The 17242-nt window shown below is 48.7% G+C and carries 15 protein-coding genes; 3 read left to right on the top strand and 12 right to left on the bottom strand.

The genetic code is table 11. From position 1 onward, the window contains the following. Window positions 1–154: 154 nt before the first annotated feature. From AC1WIP_RS02065 to AC1WIP_RS02040, 6 genes are all read right to left on the bottom strand, one after another. Window positions 155–931: a TatD family hydrolase gene (locus AC1WIP_RS02065; RefSeq protein WP_481140250.1), complete on the bottom strand. Its 777-nt coding sequence runs from the start codon at window positions 929–931 to the stop codon at window positions 155–157. Window positions 932–1097: 166 nt separating this feature from the next. Further along, entirely contained in the window at window positions 1098–2792 is a 1695-nt protein-coding gene (locus tag AC1WIP_RS02060; RefSeq protein ID WP_481140249.1) for a methyl-accepting chemotaxis protein, read from the bottom strand. A gap of 268 nt (window positions 2793–3060) precedes the next feature. Beyond that, window positions 3061–4587, bottom strand: coding sequence for an extracellular solute-binding protein (locus AC1WIP_RS02055; RefSeq protein ID WP_481140248.1), 1527 nt, complete (start codon window positions 4585–4587; stop codon window positions 3061–3063). Window positions 4588–4630: 43 nt separating this feature from the next. Next, window positions 4631–5497 carry a carbohydrate ABC transporter permease gene (locus AC1WIP_RS02050; protein ID WP_481140247.1) on the bottom strand — a complete coding sequence of 289 codons (867 nt, stop codon included), beginning with the start codon at window positions 5495–5497 and terminating at the stop codon, window positions 4631–4633. Continuing rightward, a complete protein-coding gene (locus AC1WIP_RS02045; RefSeq protein WP_481140246.1) occupies window positions 5497–6438 on the bottom strand; it encodes an ABC transporter permease in 942 nt (313 codons plus the stop codon). Before AC1WIP_RS02045 ends, AC1WIP_RS02050 begins: the two co-directional genes overlap by 1 nt. Before the next feature lie 280 nt (window positions 6439–6718). Further along, on the bottom strand, window positions 6719–8926 hold the full coding sequence (locus AC1WIP_RS02040) for a helix-turn-helix transcriptional regulator (RefSeq protein WP_481140245.1): 2208 nt from the start codon (window positions 8924–8926) through the stop codon (window positions 6719–6721). A 219-nt stretch (window positions 8927–9145) separates the two neighbouring features. On the opposite strand from AC1WIP_RS02040, the gene AC1WIP_RS02035 reads away from it, so the two are divergent. The 3 genes from AC1WIP_RS02035 (at window position 9146) to AC1WIP_RS02025 (ending at window position 12932) form a co-directional block, all read left to right on the top strand. Beyond that, window positions 9146–9946 carry a sialate O-acetylesterase gene (locus AC1WIP_RS02035; RefSeq protein WP_481140244.1) on the top strand — a complete coding sequence of 267 codons (801 nt, stop codon included), beginning with the start codon at window positions 9146–9148 and terminating at the stop codon, window positions 9944–9946. 12 nt (window positions 9947–9958) lie between these two features. Next, the gene (locus tag AC1WIP_RS02030) at window positions 9959–11149 is read left to right on the top strand and encodes a glycoside hydrolase family 28 protein (protein ID WP_481140243.1); all 1191 of its coding nucleotides are present in this window, start codon (window positions 9959–9961) and stop codon (window positions 11147–11149) included. A 79-nt stretch (window positions 11150–11228) separates the two neighbouring features. Beyond that, on the top strand, window positions 11229–12932 hold the full coding sequence (locus AC1WIP_RS02025) for a glycoside hydrolase family 2 protein (protein ID WP_481140242.1): 1704 nt from the start codon (window positions 11229–11231) through the stop codon (window positions 12930–12932). A gap of 143 nt (window positions 12933–13075) precedes the next feature. On the opposite strand, the gene cptIN is transcribed toward AC1WIP_RS02025, so the two are convergent. From cptIN to AC1WIP_RS01995, 6 genes are all read right to left on the bottom strand, one after another. Then, entirely contained in the window at window positions 13076–13546 is a 471-nt protein-coding gene (gene cptIN, locus AC1WIP_RS02020) for a type III toxin-antitoxin system CptIN family toxin (protein ID WP_481140241.1), read from the bottom strand. Between the two features lie 161 nt (window positions 13547–13707). Then, on the bottom strand, window positions 13708–13890 hold the full coding sequence (locus tag AC1WIP_RS02015; protein ID WP_481140240.1) for a hypothetical protein: 183 nt from the start codon (window positions 13888–13890) through the stop codon (window positions 13708–13710). After that, entirely contained in the window at window positions 13887–14801 is a 915-nt protein-coding gene (locus tag AC1WIP_RS02010) for a recombinase zinc beta ribbon domain-containing protein (protein WP_481140239.1), read from the bottom strand. The genes AC1WIP_RS02015 and AC1WIP_RS02010 overlap by 4 nt, the downstream gene beginning before the upstream one ends. After that, the gene (locus tag AC1WIP_RS02005; protein WP_481140238.1) at window positions 14716–15606 is read right to left on the bottom strand and encodes a recombinase family protein; all 891 of its coding nucleotides are present in this window, start codon (window positions 15604–15606) and stop codon (window positions 14716–14718) included. The genes AC1WIP_RS02010 and AC1WIP_RS02005 overlap by 86 nt, the downstream gene beginning before the upstream one ends. After that, window positions 15603–15995: a hypothetical protein gene (locus tag AC1WIP_RS02000; RefSeq protein ID WP_481140237.1), complete on the bottom strand. Its 393-nt coding sequence runs from the start codon at window positions 15993–15995 to the stop codon at window positions 15603–15605. The genes AC1WIP_RS02005 and AC1WIP_RS02000 overlap by 4 nt, the downstream gene beginning before the upstream one ends. Window positions 15996–16346: 351 nt before the next feature. Beyond that, on the bottom strand, window positions 16347–17242 hold an 896-nt coding region (locus tag AC1WIP_RS01995), incomplete at its 5' end, for a DNA cytosine methyltransferase (protein ID WP_481140236.1).

Raw genomic sequence — 17242 nt, 5'->3', positions numbered from 1 at the left:
TACCACAGCCGTATACAGATAGGTCATCCCAAGGAGCTTTTTCGTATAATATTTTACCTGCTTTAAATCACCGGCCCCCACACATCTTCCCACCACGGAAATCATGATTTGTGAAAATCCGCCCGCCGTCAAGCCATACGGCTTTGTCCGCGGCTTATGAGGACATGCGGTACAGGCGAAGCCCATTCTCCCACACAGCCCTTCTTACCTCCTCCTCTGTCAGTCCCTTCAGGGCAGCCAGCGCTTCCACCACATAGGGAAGATAAAGGGAGCTGTTTCTTCTTCCCCTGTTGGGCTCCGGGGCAAGGTAGGGACAGTCCGTCTCCAGCACAATCCGCTCTAAGGGAATATACTGGACAGCTTCTTTCAGCTTCCTTGCATTTTTAAAGGTGATAACGCCCCCGATGCCAATATAAAAGCCCATGTCCAGAAAAACCCCGGCGCTCTCTTTGGTATAAGAATAGCAATGAATCACGCCTCCCAAATCTCTGGCATTTTCCGCAGTCATAATATCTATGGTATCCCTGGCCGCATCCCTGGAGTGAATCACCACCGGCAGGGAAAGCTCTCTGGCAAGCTGCAGCTGTGCGGCAAACCATTCCTTCTGCCTTTCTCTGTCCGGTTCCTCCCAATGATAATCCAGTCCAATCTCTCCCACGGCCACACATTTTTCATGGCGGCATTGTTTTCTTAACGTTTCTATGGCTGTTTTTCCCAGACCTGCCGTCTCACTGGGATGCACTCCCAGGGCAGCGTAAATATAATCATAGCTTTCTGCCAGTGCAAGAGTCTTCTCGCAGGAAGCCAGGCTGGCTCCTATATTCACCACCCGGCTGATGCCCTGAGCAGGAAGCTCTTTTAAAAGCGCATCCCTGTCCTGGTCAAAAGCTTCGTCATCGTAATGGGCATGGGTGTCAAAAATACCCGTCACAGCACTCCTCTCCTTTCTGCGCCAATTAGAATTAAGTAATTGCGAAACTCGCTGGCAAAGTCACGAATCTGGTCCTAATAACAAAAAATCAGCAGGGACTTTATCTGGAGTCCCCACTGATTGTAAGTGTATCATCTCTTATGCCTTTCGGCAATAGGCTCATTTCCTATACTTCGAAAATCTGTACGCTTTTATGTAGCTGTTCCACACTTTCCCGCTGTTTACGCACAATTTCCTCCATGCCACGGATCACTTCTGATACCTGGCTTACGGAAGCAGCCGACTCCTGGGTGCTGGCAGCGTTTTCCTGGGCTACTGCCGTCAGATTCTGTACGGTGTCTGTGACGTTTGCCTTTGCCTGACTGATCTTTTCAGTTTTCTCTGCCACTCTTCCAACTGCCTCAATGGCAAACTCCACCTGGCCAAGCACTTGATTCACCTGCCTGTCCGTCTTTTCCACATTTGCGTTTTGCTGTCCCATGATGGTCTTTACCTCATCCATGGTTTTAACAGCTCTCTCGGAATCCCCCAAAAGGGAATTGATAATCTCCTCGATCTGCCTTGCAGACTCATTGGACTGCTCTGCCAGCTTTTGAATCTGCGCCGCCACCACGGCAAAGCCTCTTCCCTGCTCCCCGGCTCTCGCGGCCTCAATGGAAGCATTCAGGGAAAGAAGATTCGTCTCCTCTGCAATCTCTGTGATCAAAGAGGTTGCCTCCTTGATCTTTTGTGCGGAAATATTGGTGGTATTGGTCTGATCGTAGATCACATCGATGGAATCCTTGGCTCTTTCATTGATATTCTGCAGATCGTGAAGAGTTGCCACCGCCGTCTGTCCCAGCTCCTTGATGCGCTTTGCACTCTCATTCATGGCATCAATCTCTTCCGCCGTCTCCTCGATCATATTTCCCATAATGATGATATTCTCCGTAGCCTTCTGGGTTTCCTCCGCCTGGCCTGTGGCCCCCTGAGCGATCTCGTCCACCGCCCGCTCCACCTGCCCAATATGTTCAGAGGTGAGGCCTGCCTTTTCCATCAGATGGTTCGAAGCCTCATTCAGTACTCTGCTCTGTTCCTGAATACTGGAAATAATCTCCTTCAGCTCCTCCCTCAGCTGCATAATGCCGCGGCTGATATTTCCAACCTCATCCTTTCTGCTTTGTGTGGTTTTGTGCATCTCTATATTCAGCTTTCCCTTCGCCAGCTGATCCAGGGCATTAGTACCCTCGTGCAGGGTTTTCACCATTCTTCTGACCACTACAAACAGCAAGAGGGCGCAGATCACAAAAAGGCCTATAATGACTCCGGCCATAATAGATATAATTCCGGTGATCTGGCTTTGGGCATGCTCCTGTGGCATACCCGCAAAGATCATGCCCACTGCCGTTTCCCCGCCGTTATACACCGGCAGATAGTATCCAAAAAAATTCTGTCCCTCCACATTTACGCCGGTGGAGAAATACTCCTCTCCATTGCCCAGCACTCTGTCAATGACGGTCTGCCCCGCCTGTGTCCCTATCACCCGGTTCCCCTGTGCATCCACAACCGAGGTCATATATCTGGTATCTCCAAAAAATACGGTGATGTCAATATCCGCTGCATCCTTAATGTTATCAGCAATCTCCACCGCCTGGCTTACATTAAAATCTCCCTTATATAAAGCATCCCCTTCTACTCGGAAATCTCCCTCATCCACATGCTCCAGAGTATCCCTCACCGATACCGCAGAGGCCCGCAGGCCATTTTCAATACTCCCCGTCAGTGCACTTCCGATTCTTACATTGCCAATGAGAATCACTACGATTCCCAGGCAGAAAATAGGCAGCAGCGCCATGGTAAGAATTTTAGACTGCATCTTCATAACACTTATCCCTTTCTTACAATAATAATATAAAAAATTGATAAATATATTATAGCATTTTCGTTGAAGATGTCCATATTTTTATAACAAGTGAAAAAAATAACGATTCTATTTTTGTGAAAAATGCCGGAAATTGCAGAAACATACAATTAATATTTCCTAATTTCCAGATTTTTCCTGTAAAAAACCGCAGATGTCTATCTGCGGTTTTACGTTATTATCATCCTGCTTTGCAGCTCATGGTCAGGACAGAGCCCGATTCTTCTTCTCAGCCCTCGCCATTCATCTCTGCCAAAGCCTGGTCCAGATTTAAGGCTGCGGCAGTGGCCGCATAATTGGCAAGTCCTTCCTCCACGGAAATATTGCCCGTTACAATCTCCGCCACACAGCTGTCCCTGGCAACGATCAGATCTGCTGAGATCAGAGTGTAGGTGGGGGATGACGGCTGAAAATTCTGAGATTTGGCGTTTTCCGTAGCCTTTAAAGAATCCACATAGGCATCCACATAGTTCATGTTTTTGTTGTCCTCATTTAAAGGAGTGAGGCGTGAGGATGGCAGTGTATAAGCCTTGTTTAAAACGGTATTGGGGTCAGAAAGACTGGGCAGCATCTTCACATTGTCTCCATCCTGCTCCCAGTGCACGCCTTCCACGCCAAACTCAAAGAGCACCTGTCCTTCCCCGCCATCGTGCTGGTAGGCGATAAAGTATTTGAATACCTGGGCTGCCTCTTCCTCGGAAAGGTTGCCGTTGATCACATGCACCGCAGGAGTGGAATACAGATAAACACTTCCTTCAATGGGAGGGATGCACACTACCTCCGCCTCAGGAACATTTCTCTGGAGATTTTCTGTAAGCTGCTGTCCCCAGTTGCCCGTCCAGTAGCAGAAAGCGCCTGTGGTTCCGGACTCCCAGCCGTCCCTGCAGGTTGCGGTGGTGTTGGTGATGACTTCCATATCCAAAAGCCCCTCCGCATAAGCGTCCTGCATTCTCTGAAGGGCCGTCTTCATGTTTTCCTGCTGCATGCCGTCCACCCAGACGCCGTCCACCTGGGTAATGCCAGGAATTGCTCCCTGATAAAAGTCCGGAATATATTGGGCGCTCATAAGGCCGGGTGCGGTATAAGGAACCAGGCACTCTTCAATTTCATCCCGAAACCTTGTGAGCATTGTAATAAATTCCTCATAGGTGGTGGGGATCTCCATGCCCAGTCTGTCCAGCCAGTCCTTTCTCACATAGGTTCCGCAGGCCTGGGGAAGCTCCTTTGGAACGCCATAGATCCTTCCATTGTAGGAGCACTGCTCCCACATGCTCTCGTCCACCAGGTCATACAGGCCCGATTCCTTCACCAGATCCGTCAGGTCTGCCAGGGCGCCCTCCGCCACATATTTGGGGAAATATGCGTCGGACAAATCAAATACATCCGGCGCCGTGCCTGCGGCATAATCCAGCTCGATTTTTTCATTGTACTCATTGCCCGTCACATAGGTGTGCTCCAGCTTAATCCCTGTAAGGCGTTCAAATTCCGCGTCCCACTCCTCCTGACCGTTTTCCGGAAGCAGTCCGTCGTGAGAGCACCAGGAAATGGATTCCGGCTTTTCAATACTGTCATAATCCAGCCCGCTACCAGACCCTTCCGCGGATGTGCCTTCCTGGGATGTTGTGCTCTGTGCCTGCTGGCTGTCCGCTGCGCCGCTGTCCGTCCCGCCGCAGCTTGCCAGGGTTCCCATCATAGAGAGGGCAAGGGCCGCCGCGCCGATTCTTTTCATCAGTTCTTTTTTCGATTTTTGAAGCATCTTAATCCTCCTCGTGTTGTAATTTTTTTGTTCTATCCCCAATTCATCCCTTTACCGCTCCCAGTGTAACTCCCTTTACAAAATATTTCTGCAGGAAGGGATACACAAACAAAAAGGGAAGAATCACCACAATCACTGTTGCAGATTTGAGCATTTCCGTTCCCAGCGTGATACTGGAATTTCCCACTGCAAGGGTTTCCTCCAAAATCAGCGCCCTGATTTTTACCTGAAAATTTACCCAGTCCTGATCTGTAATATACAGTATAAAGTGCATATAATCATTCCACATGGCAACGGCGATGAACAGTCCCACCGATGCCAGCGCAGGCTTTGACAGGGGAAGCGCAATTCTGAAAAAGCATCCAAAGGGACTGCAGCCGTCGATGGACGCCGAGTCAAACAGCGCATCAGGAAGCCCATCGAAAAAGCTCCGCATCAGTATAGTATTATAAGCCGTCACACATACCGGTACAATCACCGCCATGAGATTATTCATCAGTCCCAGGTTTTTGTAGGTCAGATAAGTGGCGATCATGCCCCCGTTAAACATCATTGTCACCAAAACCGCCCGGCTGAAAAAGGCATGGCCCGGCAAATCCTTCTGCTTTAGCCCATACGCTCCCAGGGTGGTAACTGCCAGCCCCACTATGGTTCCAACCACGGTGGTCAGCACGGAGACCAGAAAGGGCCGGTACATCCCCGCGTTGTTCAATATGACCTTATAGGCGTCAAGGCTGAATTCCTTCGGCCAAAACCTGGTGCCCACACTGGAAGGATCCACGGAATCCACAAACAGCTTCCACAAAGGAATCAGCATAGCCACAATCAAAAACAGAAGAAACAAATAGTCAAAGATTAGAAAGACTGCCCTGGCCCGGTGTCCCTTCCGAAAAGAGAAACGCTCCTGCATCAAATCACCTCCTCGCCTGTTATTTTTTTGCTCAGCTTATTTCCCAAAATCACAAAGCCCACGGATATCACCGATTTAAACAGACCCGCCGCCGTGGAAATTCCATACTGAGAGCTGGTGATACCCATCCTGTACACATAAGTCTCAATCACGTCGGACTCATTGATGACCATGGCGTTCTGCAGCACCCACACCGGGTCAAACAGATTCAGAATCTTGGCCAGATTCAGGATAAACACCACCATGATAGTGCCCGAGATGGCCGGCAGCGTAATATGTCTTACCCGCTGAATGCGGTTTGCCCCGTCCATGATGGCAGCCTCGTGCTGCTCCATATCCACCCCTGCCAGAGCGGATACATAGATGATCGCTCCCCAGCCGATTTCCTTCCACATGGAGATCAGATACAGGCAGGGTCTCCACCAGTCCTTGTCCGCCAGAAAATAGATCGCCTCTATCCCAAAGGCCTTTAAGATGCCGTTTACCATTCCTGTTTTCGGCGACAGGAACATGGTAAAAACCGAGGCTACTACCACCCAGGACATAAAGTGGGGAATGTAAACCACTGTCTGGGTCAGCTTTTTAAACCATACGCTTCGGATCTCATCTAAGAGAAGCGCAAGTCCGATGCTGCCGAAGGTTACTAAAAGAAGCCTCACCGTGCTGATCACTAACGTATTGCGGAAGGCCTGCCAAAAGCCTGCAGACGCAAACAGATTTTTAAAATTTGTAAGTCCCACAAGATTGAAATCCTGGCGAAAAGGGCTGTAATCTGTAAAGGCATAAAAGATTCCCGCCATAGGGAAATAACAAAACACCAAAAGACAGCACATCAGCGGCGCCAGCATCACATAATAGGCAGCATTTTTCCGAATTCTCTTGGAAAGCGGCTTTTGAGGCATCCGTTTTGACGCCGCTTTCCCTTTCAAAGGTTTTGCCATTTTTCTCTCCTTTCCCGCGTTGTTTTTCTTGTTGTCTGCATTATAGATGCCAAAGCCGGACAAAGAAAAGATACATTATCCCAGATACGCATTTTTGTTCCGGACAGGGTATTTTTTTCTGCAAAAAGGTTCCTAAGGCGTGGTTTTTCCCCTTTTTTCGCGTAAAAATTGTATCCTCCAGACAGGATACAAAAAACAAGGATACAAAAACGGGAATGCGGTCTGCGCTTTTGGCAGCCATTGCATTCCCGTATCCTTAAGCTGTGATTTCCCTTTCTTTTTATCCTCTGTACTCGCTGGGGCTTACCCCCATCACCCGCTTGAAAGCCCTTCTGAAGGATTGCACGCTGTTATACCCTGTCCTTTCTGCAATATGGGCGATCAATTCTCCTTCCTTTAAAAGCCTGCAGGCCTCTTTAATACGTATCTTTTCCAGATAATCTCCAAAATTTACTTTGAGCTCTTCCTTGAAAAAGGCGGAGAGATACCCCTCAGAGAGCTTGAATTGACTGCTTACCATGCCAAGCCCCATACCGGGGTTTTGATAATTTTCTTCCATAAACCGCACAATCTCTTTAATCTTGTCGCTTCTTCTTTTATTTTTCTGGCTTGCGGCGTTGGTGCAGATATCCCTGCACAGCGCTCTTAAGCCTTCAAAATAATCCTCTATTTTCCCTCCATCCTCCACCAAAACAGCATTGAGCCGGATAAATCGCTCCTCGCTGTTTGCAAGGCCTCCGGCCTGCTGTGCCAGAATTTCACACAGCTCTCTGTTCAGCTTTAAGATCTGCTTCCTGCCAAGGCTCCTGTGCGTAAAATTTTCATTTTGCAGCAGATACAGCACATTTTCCGCCGCCTCATAGTCCCCGCTCCGAAGAGCCCCTACCAGCCTTTCCTCCATAGAATAAGGAAGATAATAAGAATTGTCCCCGCTTTGCAGCTCCGAATAGAGACGTATGGTTTTCTGGGGTCCATCACCGTTTAAAGCCGCATCCGCTTCCTCCGTGCTCTTCCAAAAGTACATCAGGTCATTACAGGGCGAGCCGACGCTCCAATAAACCTCCACATTCCAGGCGCTTCGAAGCCACAGGGCAGTGTCCATCAGCGTCTCCAGCAGTTTTTCCTGATTTTGCGTTTCTATGATATACAGCGTCACCAGCGTATTTTTCTTATAAGACCAGCTTGCCTGAGGGTATTCCTGCTCCAGTCTTTCCTGCACCAGCGTCTGCAGCACTCTGGCCTCCTCCACCGTCCGTCCGTCAATACTGTCCGTTTCAATTTCCGGAAAAAATCGAATATCCGCCGCGTAGTATACTGTGCCTGTCAGCTCAAGCTCCGCTCTCTCCGCCATATATTCCATTTCCGCCCTGGATAGAAAGTCTGCTTTTAGAAGATTGTGAAAAAAGGTTTTCCGCAAAGCTGCCCGATCCTGCTTCTGCTCTCTGATCATCTGATCAATAGAGCGGCTGATACTGTTTAAATTTACACTGAATTCCTTCTCCTCCGGCCAAAGCTTTGCAGCGATCCTGTTGATGGGTTTTCCGCTGCGGGCGGCAAAAAATACCGCAAAGGCAGTTCCCACTCCCGCTGCAGACGCCAATAAAATCCAGATGTGGCTTTGCAGTCTGCTCAGCCTGGTCATAGCTTCCTGCCTGGGAAGAATCAATGTATAGACACAGTCCTCCCCCATAGCCGATGACATGGTGATTACAATATCGCTGCCAAAGGTGTACACCCCTGGCTCCTCTGTCCATTCTGCGGCAATGTCCTCTTTTAAGCCCAGTCCATCCTCTCCAAACAGCTCCCTTCCGTCCTGATAGGCAAACAGGCTGTATTCACTATAGCCATCCAGAAAGCTCATATGCCTTGCCATCTCTTTTGTATCAATGTAAAAAAGCACCGTTCCCAATCTGCTTCCCCCGACCATAGACCGCATACAGGGAAATACATACAGCAGCCGGCCGCTGTCCGACACATAGAAAAACGGCGTGGACTGTGTACTGCGGCATAACGCCAGCCACTCTTCCATGGGGATGCCCCATTTGTCAGGATAGGTCTGGAAAACATCTTTATTGTACACCGCGCTGTCGTAAATTACCCGGTCCAGACCGTCTATATAGATGAAAACCTCCGCCAGGGAATACGTGTCATAATACTTTATGGTATCGGCATATTCCTGCAGTACATCTTCCACTGTATAATAATATTCCGTATTTCTCTCATCCCCAAACTGTCCCAGCTGCTTTAGGGCATCGGAGGCCGCAAGCCTTATTCCGCCAGTGCGCAGGCGGCTGAATTTATAGTCCGACTCATTAACTCCCTGTCTCAGCAGGTTTTGGTTCTCCTCAATCACATTATCCCTCACAATGTGCAGCGCTTCTTGAAATCCCACAAGGCATGCCAAAAAGAACAACGTCAGAATCAGCATATAAGAAAGCCAGAACCGCAAAACTGCATTGTTTTTTAATATCTGAAGCTTTGTACCCATAGGTTCTCCTCCTTCCTTGGGGTGATTCATGCTTTTAGGACTGCAGCCTAATGCCTGCAGCCTGCTTTGCACTTTATGCCGTTATTATAGCACAACAAAATTTTCCTAGGAAATGGTACAAATTTACATATGAAGATTTGTTTCTTGTGAAAACAATTTTTAAATATTACAATTTTATGGTAAGCTTTATTAGGCTATTGTGTTCAGGAGGGTATTTCAGTGTATTATTTAGAACATCAAGCAGATTTGTTTCTGTTTATGGGACAGTCAAATATGGCCGGCAGGGGAATCAGCTCTGAACAGTTTCCGGAACCGGCTCCCCTGTGCCTGCCCAATGCAGGCTATGAATTTCGTGCGGTATCTGACCCCGCAAAACTCTATCCTATTTCAGAACCCTTTGGCCTGTACGAAAATAGGCCGGGAGGCATCTATGAGCCAAACGCCAAGTCCGGCTCCCTTGTCACCTCCTTTGTGAATTCCTACTATAAAAAGACCCATATCCCCATCATTGCCGTCTCCGCCTCAAGGGGCGGTTCCTTGATTTCTCAGTGGCTTCCGGGGACTCCTTTTTTGCAGGATGCCATCCGGCGCCTTCAGGACGCGGTGTCTTTTCTGAAATTGGACGCTTTCACCATACGGCATAAATTTATGGTCTGGTGCCAGGGCGAGGCCGACGGAAAAAACAGAACGGATCCCTCTGTGTATAAGGAATCCTTTCTAAAGCTTACCGCAGCCATGTCAGAAGCAGGGATTGAGCATTGCTTTTTGATCCGGATCGGGCATTACAATCCGGCGGCAGCAGAGCCGGGAGCGCCCCTGCAGGATTACACTCCCATTCTTACTGCCCAGGATCAGCTTTGCGCCGAAGAGCCCTTTGTCACCATGGTTTCCACAAAATTTGCCGAAATGCTGGAAAGAGGCTTAATGAAGGATACCTACCACTACTACCAGCAGGCTTACAATGAGGTGGGAGATGACGCAGGCAGCCATACGGCCGATTTTGTCAAAAATATGGATTAGGAGGATTTTACTATGACAGCAGATGTCAGAGACTATTCAAAGGAGGGGCGCTCCGCCATACAGGCGGCAGTGGACGCCTGCGCTCAGGTGGGAGGCGGAACTGTTTTGATTCCTGTGGGAGAATGGCCCACCGGATCTATCCATCTGAAAAGCAATATCCACCTGAAGCTGGAGGAAGGGGCTATCCTTCGTTTCAGCCAGCGCTTTGCAGATTACCTTCCCGTGGTGTTCACCCGATGGGAGGGCATGGAATGCTATAATTACTCTCCCCTGATCTATGCCAGGGACTGCACCGACATCAGCATTACCGGAAAGGGCACTCTCATTGGCGGCGGACAGGCCTGGTGGGATTGGAAGAAGCTGCAGCAGGCAGCCGCAGACGAGCTGTGCTATGCACAAAGCCAGGGGATTCCTGTAGAGGAACGCATCTATGGCACCGAACAAGCGGCCCTTCGCCCCTCCTTTATCCAGCCCATAAACTGCAGAAATGTGCTTTTGGAGGACTTTACCATAATGGACGGGCCCCAGTGGACCATTCACCCCATCTACTGCGAGGATGTGACTGTGCGCAATGTAACCGTCTCCACCCATGGGCCCAATACGGACGGTCTGAATCCTGACTCCTGCAAAAATGTACTCATAGAGGGCTGTCGTTTTGAGACAGGAGACGACTGTATCGCCATCAACTCCGGCATGAACGAGGACGGCTGGCGGGTAAACCGGCCCTGTGAAAATGTCACCATCCGGGACTGTGTGATGACTGGAGGCCACGGCGCCATTGTCATCGGCAGCGGTATGTCGGGGGGCGTAAAAAATATAACCGCCAGCGATTGCAGGATAAAAGGCACCATGCAGGGCATCCGCCTGAAATCCATGCGGGGAAGAGGAGGCTATGTGGAAAACGTGGATTTTCATGACCTAGAAATCAACCATGTCTCCCACCAGGCCATCCAGATCAATATGTTCTACGGCTTCAGCACAGTAGTGCCAAAAAGCCCCGTTCCCCCCGTTTTCCGGTCCATTCACATTAAAAATGTACATGGCACCGGGGCAGATACAGGCATTGAGCTCATAGGACTTCCCGAACAGCCCTTAAAGGACATTTCCCTGGAGCAGATCAGCCTTTGCGCGAAGCACTCCCTCGTATGCAGCGATGTGGAAGGGATTTCCTTTCAGGATGTACAGGTTTCGGTTGAAGCTTGACCAGAATAAAAAAGGTCTGCCAAAGGCAGCCCCAAAAATATAATATCCGCACCCATCAAGTGCGGAAGCAGGAGGGATTATGATAAGATTATTTGAACAGCACAAAATCAGACAGACAAAGGAACTGGACGGCATGTGGGAGGTGACCGTGGAGGAATCCTCGGGAAGACAAATCCCCGGACAGCAAAGTCCGGAGGGAAGAAAATACTCCATGCCCGTTCCCGGCTGTCTGGAGCAGCACCCGAATTTCTTGAATTTCCGGGGAAGAGTATCCTATTCCAGAAAATTTTATTTAGCCCATTCCAGCTCTGTCCGCCTGGAATTCAAGGGCGTCAGCCACACCGGCGACGTCTGGCTGGACGGAAAGAAAATTGCCCATCATTACAACGCCTTTACCCCCTTTTCCACCACAGTAACGCATTTGGAGCAGGGCGAGCACGAAATCAAGGTTTTGGTGGACAATTCCTTTGGAGAGCATTCCGCCCTGCACATCCCCAATGATTACTATACCTATGGGGGAATTACCAGACCCCTCCTGCTGGAGAGCATTTACGATGTGTATATCAAGTGGATTCATTTCACCCCCTATAAGGCAGGACAACTTTGGAAAGCCCGGGTGGAGGTTTCAGTGCGCAATCTCTCCTCCCAATGTACGTCCTTTGATCTGACCGCATCGCTTGACAGTGTGCAGATGACCAGGGAAGCTGTTTCCTTGGAGGCGGACAGCGAAACCACCCTTGTCTTTGACCAGGAATTTCCAAATGTCCTTCCCTGGTCCCACCAGAACCCACAGCTTTATTTCCTGAGCGCCGTGCTTTCCATGAACGGCGTTCCTGTGGACGATCTGATAGAGCGGGTAGGCTTCCGCACTGTGGAGACAGCAGGCGGAAAGCTTCTTTTAAACGGTGAGCCTGTATTTTTGAAGGGCTTTAACCGCCACGAGGACTATGCAGACTTTGGCTGCGCCATCCCCCTGCAGCTGATGGTCAAGGATATGGATCTGATGCAGGATATGGGTGCAAATGCTGTACGCACCTGTCATTATCCCAATGATGAACGCTTTTTGGATCTGTGCGATGAGCGTGGCATTCTTGTGTGGGAGGAGAACCATGCCAGAGGACTTTCTCTGGACAATATGCTCAATCCCCATTTTGAGACACAGTGCCGCGACTGTATCCAGGAGATGATAGAGAACCACTACAGCCATCCCAGCATTGTCATCTGGGGCATTTTAAACGAGTGCGCCAGCGAGACAGAGGAAGGGCGCAGAATGTATGCAGAGCAATACGCCCAGATCAAAGGCCTGGATCAATCCCGTCCCACTACCTCCGCCACCTGCAGGCATTTCACAGATATCTGTCTGGATCTGCCGGATATCGTATCCTTTAACATGTATTCCGGCTGGTACGAGGACGTAGAGCCCAAAAAGCGCAATGAGCAGGAAATTGACTGGATTCAAAAAGCCGGCGGGGCCGGAAAGCCCATTATTGTCAGCGAAATGGGAGCCGCAGCCCTCTACGGCTGCAGAGACCGGTCCCACTGCAAATGGAGCGAGGAGCGCCAGGCGGATATTATCCGGGAAAACCTGGAGGTCTATATGAACCACCAGGCCATCACCGGTGTATTCATCTGGCAGTTTGCAGACTGCCGTGTAACGGAAGAGGGGGGCTGGTTTTCCACCAGAGCCCGCTGCCATAACAATAAGGGCGTGGTGGACGAGTACCGCAGGCCAAAGCTTGCTTACGACACCGTAAAGGAAATGTTTCTTTCTGCTGCCAGATAAGGTGAAAAATACGGGTATCCCTGATGGATTGAGGGCGCAGGCGGTTTGTCCGCCCGTGCCCTCTTAATTGTATCAGACCAAACTCACCAAATATCCCAGAATTCCCTCTATATCTTTCTACTTGGAACTGCCAGCAAAGAAATCTATCTGCGCTCCTGCAGCTTCTCCATAATCGCCATAACATCCGGCTGCGTCGGAGTAAACTTTATACCGCGCCTCAACATGCCTATGACTTTTCTTGCTTTCTGCTCAATCTCTTTAACAGTATGTTCACTCGTCAGCATCAAATGATTTCCAGCAATTGTATATTCCCGTTCTATGTATTCCTCTGTTATCGGAAACATATCCTGTATCAGAAATGCGCTCTCCCGGCTGTCATCCAATTTGACAATACAGATAATATCACAGGGTTTTCCTGCTTTTTCCTTTTTCTCCATAATCCGCCTATATTTATCAATGCGGCTGGATAATGGTATCATCCAGTATATCCCAGTATTCGTATCCTCAAAACAATAATAATGCGGTCTGTTTCCTGCTTTATTTCCTTTAAGATACGGGTCGGGCATATCTTCAAAAAACTTATCTTTGATAATATAAAAGCCTGTTTTCTTCATTTGCTTGTCCTCATCATAGAAAAAGTCCTCCGTCTCACGGCGAAGGACTAAACTTTCAACCCGACCATTTATATACCGCATATCGGTCAGCGGTAAACTTCCAACCCGACCATTTATATACCACATATCGGTCAGTGGTAAACTTTCTTTGTACTTACATTCTAGCAACCACCAAGAGGAAAGTCAATAGAACTTTCCATTAAAATTTTATGCTGATAATCATTAATTATTCCTGTTACACAACAAAGCTTACATAAAAATGGCAACAAAACTTCATGTGCAAAGCCCCCTGCTGGTAAGACAGTAATATCCAAATTTGTTGGAACAGGCATGATTTCGGTCATGCCTGCTCCGCTTTTAACAACACATCCACGGGGATGAAGCCGATAAGGTCATACGAGATGTGAATCTTCTGCTTTCTTTTCCCACTGGACTTATCCGTTGCCTCCACATAAATCGCTTTCACAAGCTCTCTGAGAGCATATGGGGTCAGCTCCGTGAGTGTGCTGTTTTTGTGTACCCGGTGGATGAACTGCCCTAAGTTCTCTGCCTGTCGTTCCTGTTCCTGAATTTCCTGTTGCAGACTTTTGACCTCTATTTTGAGGTCGGCTTGCTCCTGGGTGTAGTTCGTGCTCATCATGGCAAATTTCTCGTCATCGAGCCGTCCAGCTACATTATCCTCGTAAATACGGATGAAAAGGCGGTCTAACTCGCTGATGCGTTTCTCAGCCTGCGCTAACCGCTTTTTATGTATCCATATCGTTTCTTCACTCTGGACACGGAGCCTCTGTTCCATCTCTGCACGGAAGTAAGCCTCGTAGCGGGTGACTACCGAGATAACTTCCTGGATGTGTTTCCAGACCTGCTGTTCCAGCACAACGGCGCGGATGTAGTGTCCACTGCACTTGTCCTTGTTTGCCCGATGAGTGGAACAAATAAAGAAGTCCTGCCGCTTTTCAAAGTAGCTTGTGGTAGAGTAGTACAGTTTCTGTTTACAGTCATTACAGAACACGAGACCGGAGAACATATTGCTCTTGCCCGTTGCCGTTCTGCGGTGGCGCTGCTGCCGGATTTCCTGCACCTTATCAAACACTTCAAGAGGAATGATCGCCGGATGGGTGTTTTCAAAAACCTTCCTGTTTTCTTCTGAATTGTCCCGCTGCTTCTTGTCAAATGGAGTTGGTGTAGGTCTTGAAATTGACCGTGCAGCCGGTATATTCCCTGTATTCGAAAATATAGGCAACTGTGCTTTCATGCCAGCGGTACTCGTTCTCTGGTGTCTGATGTGGTGTTTTGCGCCCCTGCCGTTGTTTGTAGGCAGTGGGGTTGAGTATCTGCTCATTTTCAAGCTGTGTGGCAATTTGGCTCGGCCCTTTGCCATCCATGCAGAGCGCAAAAATCTTTTTGACAATCCGTGCCGCTTCCTCGTCCACAATCCACTTCTTTGGGTCATCGGGATTCTTTTTGTATCCATACGGGACATTCGTTGTCAGCCGTTCGCCACGCTCACCCTTTGCCTTGTTGACCGCACGGATTTTGCGGCTGGTATCCCGCGCATAAAACTCGTTGAACCAGTTCCGGATTCCAGCAAAATCGTTGTCGATGCCGTTGGGATCGATCGTGTCGTAGTTGTCATTGATGGCAATGAAGCGGACGCCGTGCTCGGCAAAGGTGAAGTTGATAAGCATACCCGCCATAGCGGAGTTTCGTGAAAAGCGACTTAGGTCTTTGACAATGATAGTGGACACCCTGTCTGCCTCCACTTCCGCCAGCAATTTCTGTATGCCGGGACGGTTGAAATCGGTCCCACTATATCCATCGTCCACAAAAAACGAGAGATTTGTGAAGCGGTGCTCACGGGCGTATGCTTCGAGGATACGCCTTTGATTGGTTATGGAGTTACTCTCCCCTTTTAGCGCATCCTCCTGTGAAAGTCTGCAATACAATGCGATAATTTTTTCTGTTGCCCTTAACATATCATTAGCCTCCTTGTCGGTAGGGGCAACTGTCTGAACAGGATTGGATTTTGGGGTTATATCAAGATAGGTGCCGTTTGTCATTCGCCACCCTCCGTGATATCATTTTCATCATCGGCAGCGTTCTGTTCCATTATGCGGTTGAGCTTTCGGTTGAGCCTTTCCTCACCATCATAACTGCCGGTCACTGTGTATTCCGTACCGCCGATAACCTCTACGATTTTTACATCAGGAAGCCAAAACGCCGATGGGTTCTTAACCATGATATTTCCATTTTCATCAAAGGAAAAATCACGCTTAGGCGCATCCTCGGATCGGGGCGCAACTTTGGCGTAAGGGTCTGAATTGGAAAATTGGAAAGTTGGGATTTCGTCAAATTCGCCCTCATTGTCAAAATCATCGTCCCCTAGAATCTCGGAAAGCTCGTCCTCGGTCAGCTCAATGATTTCATCATCGTTACCCTTTTTGCTCATTAGGCTGCGCCTCCTTTTCTTTCGTTCAATTCAATTCAAAACCTACGCATAGCGAAACAGCCGGCCGCCGTCAATGGTCAAGATGAACGGCTCACGCCGCCATCGACAGCGCCCGCCCGTTTCGCTTTTTGGCAGCCAAGGCGGCGGTTGCCGCCAATTTCCACTTGAAAATGGCGCTTGCTATTATGGGGAAGCGGAGAATAGCAAGCACAGCAGGTGTATATACACACTGCGATTTTCATATCTTGCAAGCAGGGCACGGAGGTATCCACTCGCGCGCTTTCTTGTTGGGGAACACCCCAAACCCTTTATCAATTTTGAGAAAATTGGCTGTGTACCACGGGGGCTAACTCACTCCGTTGGTAATTCTTCTTTTTGAGGTAATGCGAATACCGAGTGTTTAATAGCCAGTGCCAATTTATAAGCAAGTAATGGAGGCACAGCATTTCCTACTTGGGTAAATTGCCGTGCATTTGACCCGGTAAAAATATAATCATCGGGGAAAGTTTGTAGCCTTGCACATTCGCGAACCGATAACGTCCGTGGTACAAAAGGATGTAAATGAGAGCGCCCGCCGCCTTTTGTTCCTCCAGCAATTACAGTTTTAGATGGTAGCCGAGGATCCAATCTGTCTCCTCTTCCGAGTTTATCCCGACCGCCATAAGGCAACTTCATATATCTACAGATAGACTCGGCAGTATGTTTTCGTGTAACATGATTTTTTGCGTTTTCTGTTGAACGTAAGAATACCGAACCGCATGGTGTAACTGTAGCCGTCGGCTCTGGTAGAACAATTTTTGTGTTTTTTCTTGTTCCTGCAACAATCCATCTCATGCGATTCTGAGGTACACCATAGTTTGCAGCATTCAATACCCGAGGTTCGGTAATTGTATATCCATCCGATGCTAAATCATCTAATGCTTTTTTTATCCTACCATCATTATCGCATTCCATAATTCCTGCAACGTTTTCAATCAGAAAAGCGACGGGACGGAATTTTTTAATAAACCAAATATAGTCAAAAATCAAAGTGCCTTTTTCTTCGTCATCAAATCCTTTGCGTTTGAAGTTGTCGTCATCTTTGCTAAATCGCTGATTAGCGGCAATACTAAATGACTGGCAAGGGGGACCGCCATGAAATACACCGGGAAAGTTTTCTGTAATTCCATGCTCAAAGAGGATTTTTGCAAGTTCTTCTCTTTTGCTTATGTCGCCAGAATACTGCGGAGGACCAATAACAATTTTAT

Source organism: Acetatifactor sp. (assembly GCF_982438285.1).
Note: the sequence above shows the minus strand (reverse complement) of the source record. Positions and strands in the feature narration are given on the sequence as shown.

Coding starts and splice junctions, on each gene's coding strand:
- AC1WIP_RS02060 (WP_481140249.1), bottom strand. CDS start 2,792: ATGAAGATGCAGTCTAAAATTCTTACCATGGCGCTGCTGCCTATTTTC.
- AC1WIP_RS02055 (WP_481140248.1), bottom strand. CDS start 4,587: ATGCTTCAAAAATCGAAAAAAGAACTGATGAAAAGAATCGGCGCGGCG.
- AC1WIP_RS02050 (WP_481140247.1), bottom strand. CDS start 5,497: ATGCAGGAGCGTTTCTCTTTTCGGAAGGGACACCGGGCCAGGGCAGTC.
- AC1WIP_RS02045 (WP_481140246.1), bottom strand. CDS start 6,438: ATGGCAAAACCTTTGAAAGGGAAAGCGGCGTCAAAACGGATGCCTCAA.
- AC1WIP_RS02040 (WP_481140245.1), bottom strand. CDS start 8,926: ATGGGTACAAAGCTTCAGATATTAAAAAACAATGCAGTTTTGCGGTTC.
- AC1WIP_RS02030 (WP_481140243.1), top strand. CDS start 9,959: ATGACAGCAGATGTCAGAGACTATTCAAAGGAGGGGCGCTCCGCCATA.
- AC1WIP_RS02025 (WP_481140242.1), top strand. CDS start 11,229: ATGATAAGATTATTTGAACAGCACAAAATCAGACAGACAAAGGAACTG.
- cptIN (WP_481140241.1), bottom strand. CDS start 13,546: ATGAAGAAAACAGGCTTTTATATTATCAAAGATAAGTTTTTTGAAGAT.
- AC1WIP_RS02015 (WP_481140240.1), bottom strand. CDS start 13,890: ATGACCGAAATCATGCCTGTTCCAACAAATTTGGATATTACTGTCTTA.
- AC1WIP_RS02010 (WP_481140239.1), bottom strand. CDS start 14,801: ATGAAAGCACAGTTGCCTATATTTTCGAATACAGGGAATATACCGGCT.
- AC1WIP_RS02005 (WP_481140238.1), bottom strand. CDS start 15,606: ATGACAAACGGCACCTATCTTGATATAACCCCAAAATCCAATCCTGTT.
- AC1WIP_RS02000 (WP_481140237.1), bottom strand. CDS start 15,995: ATGAGCAAAAAGGGTAACGATGATGAAATCATTGAGCTGACCGAGGAC.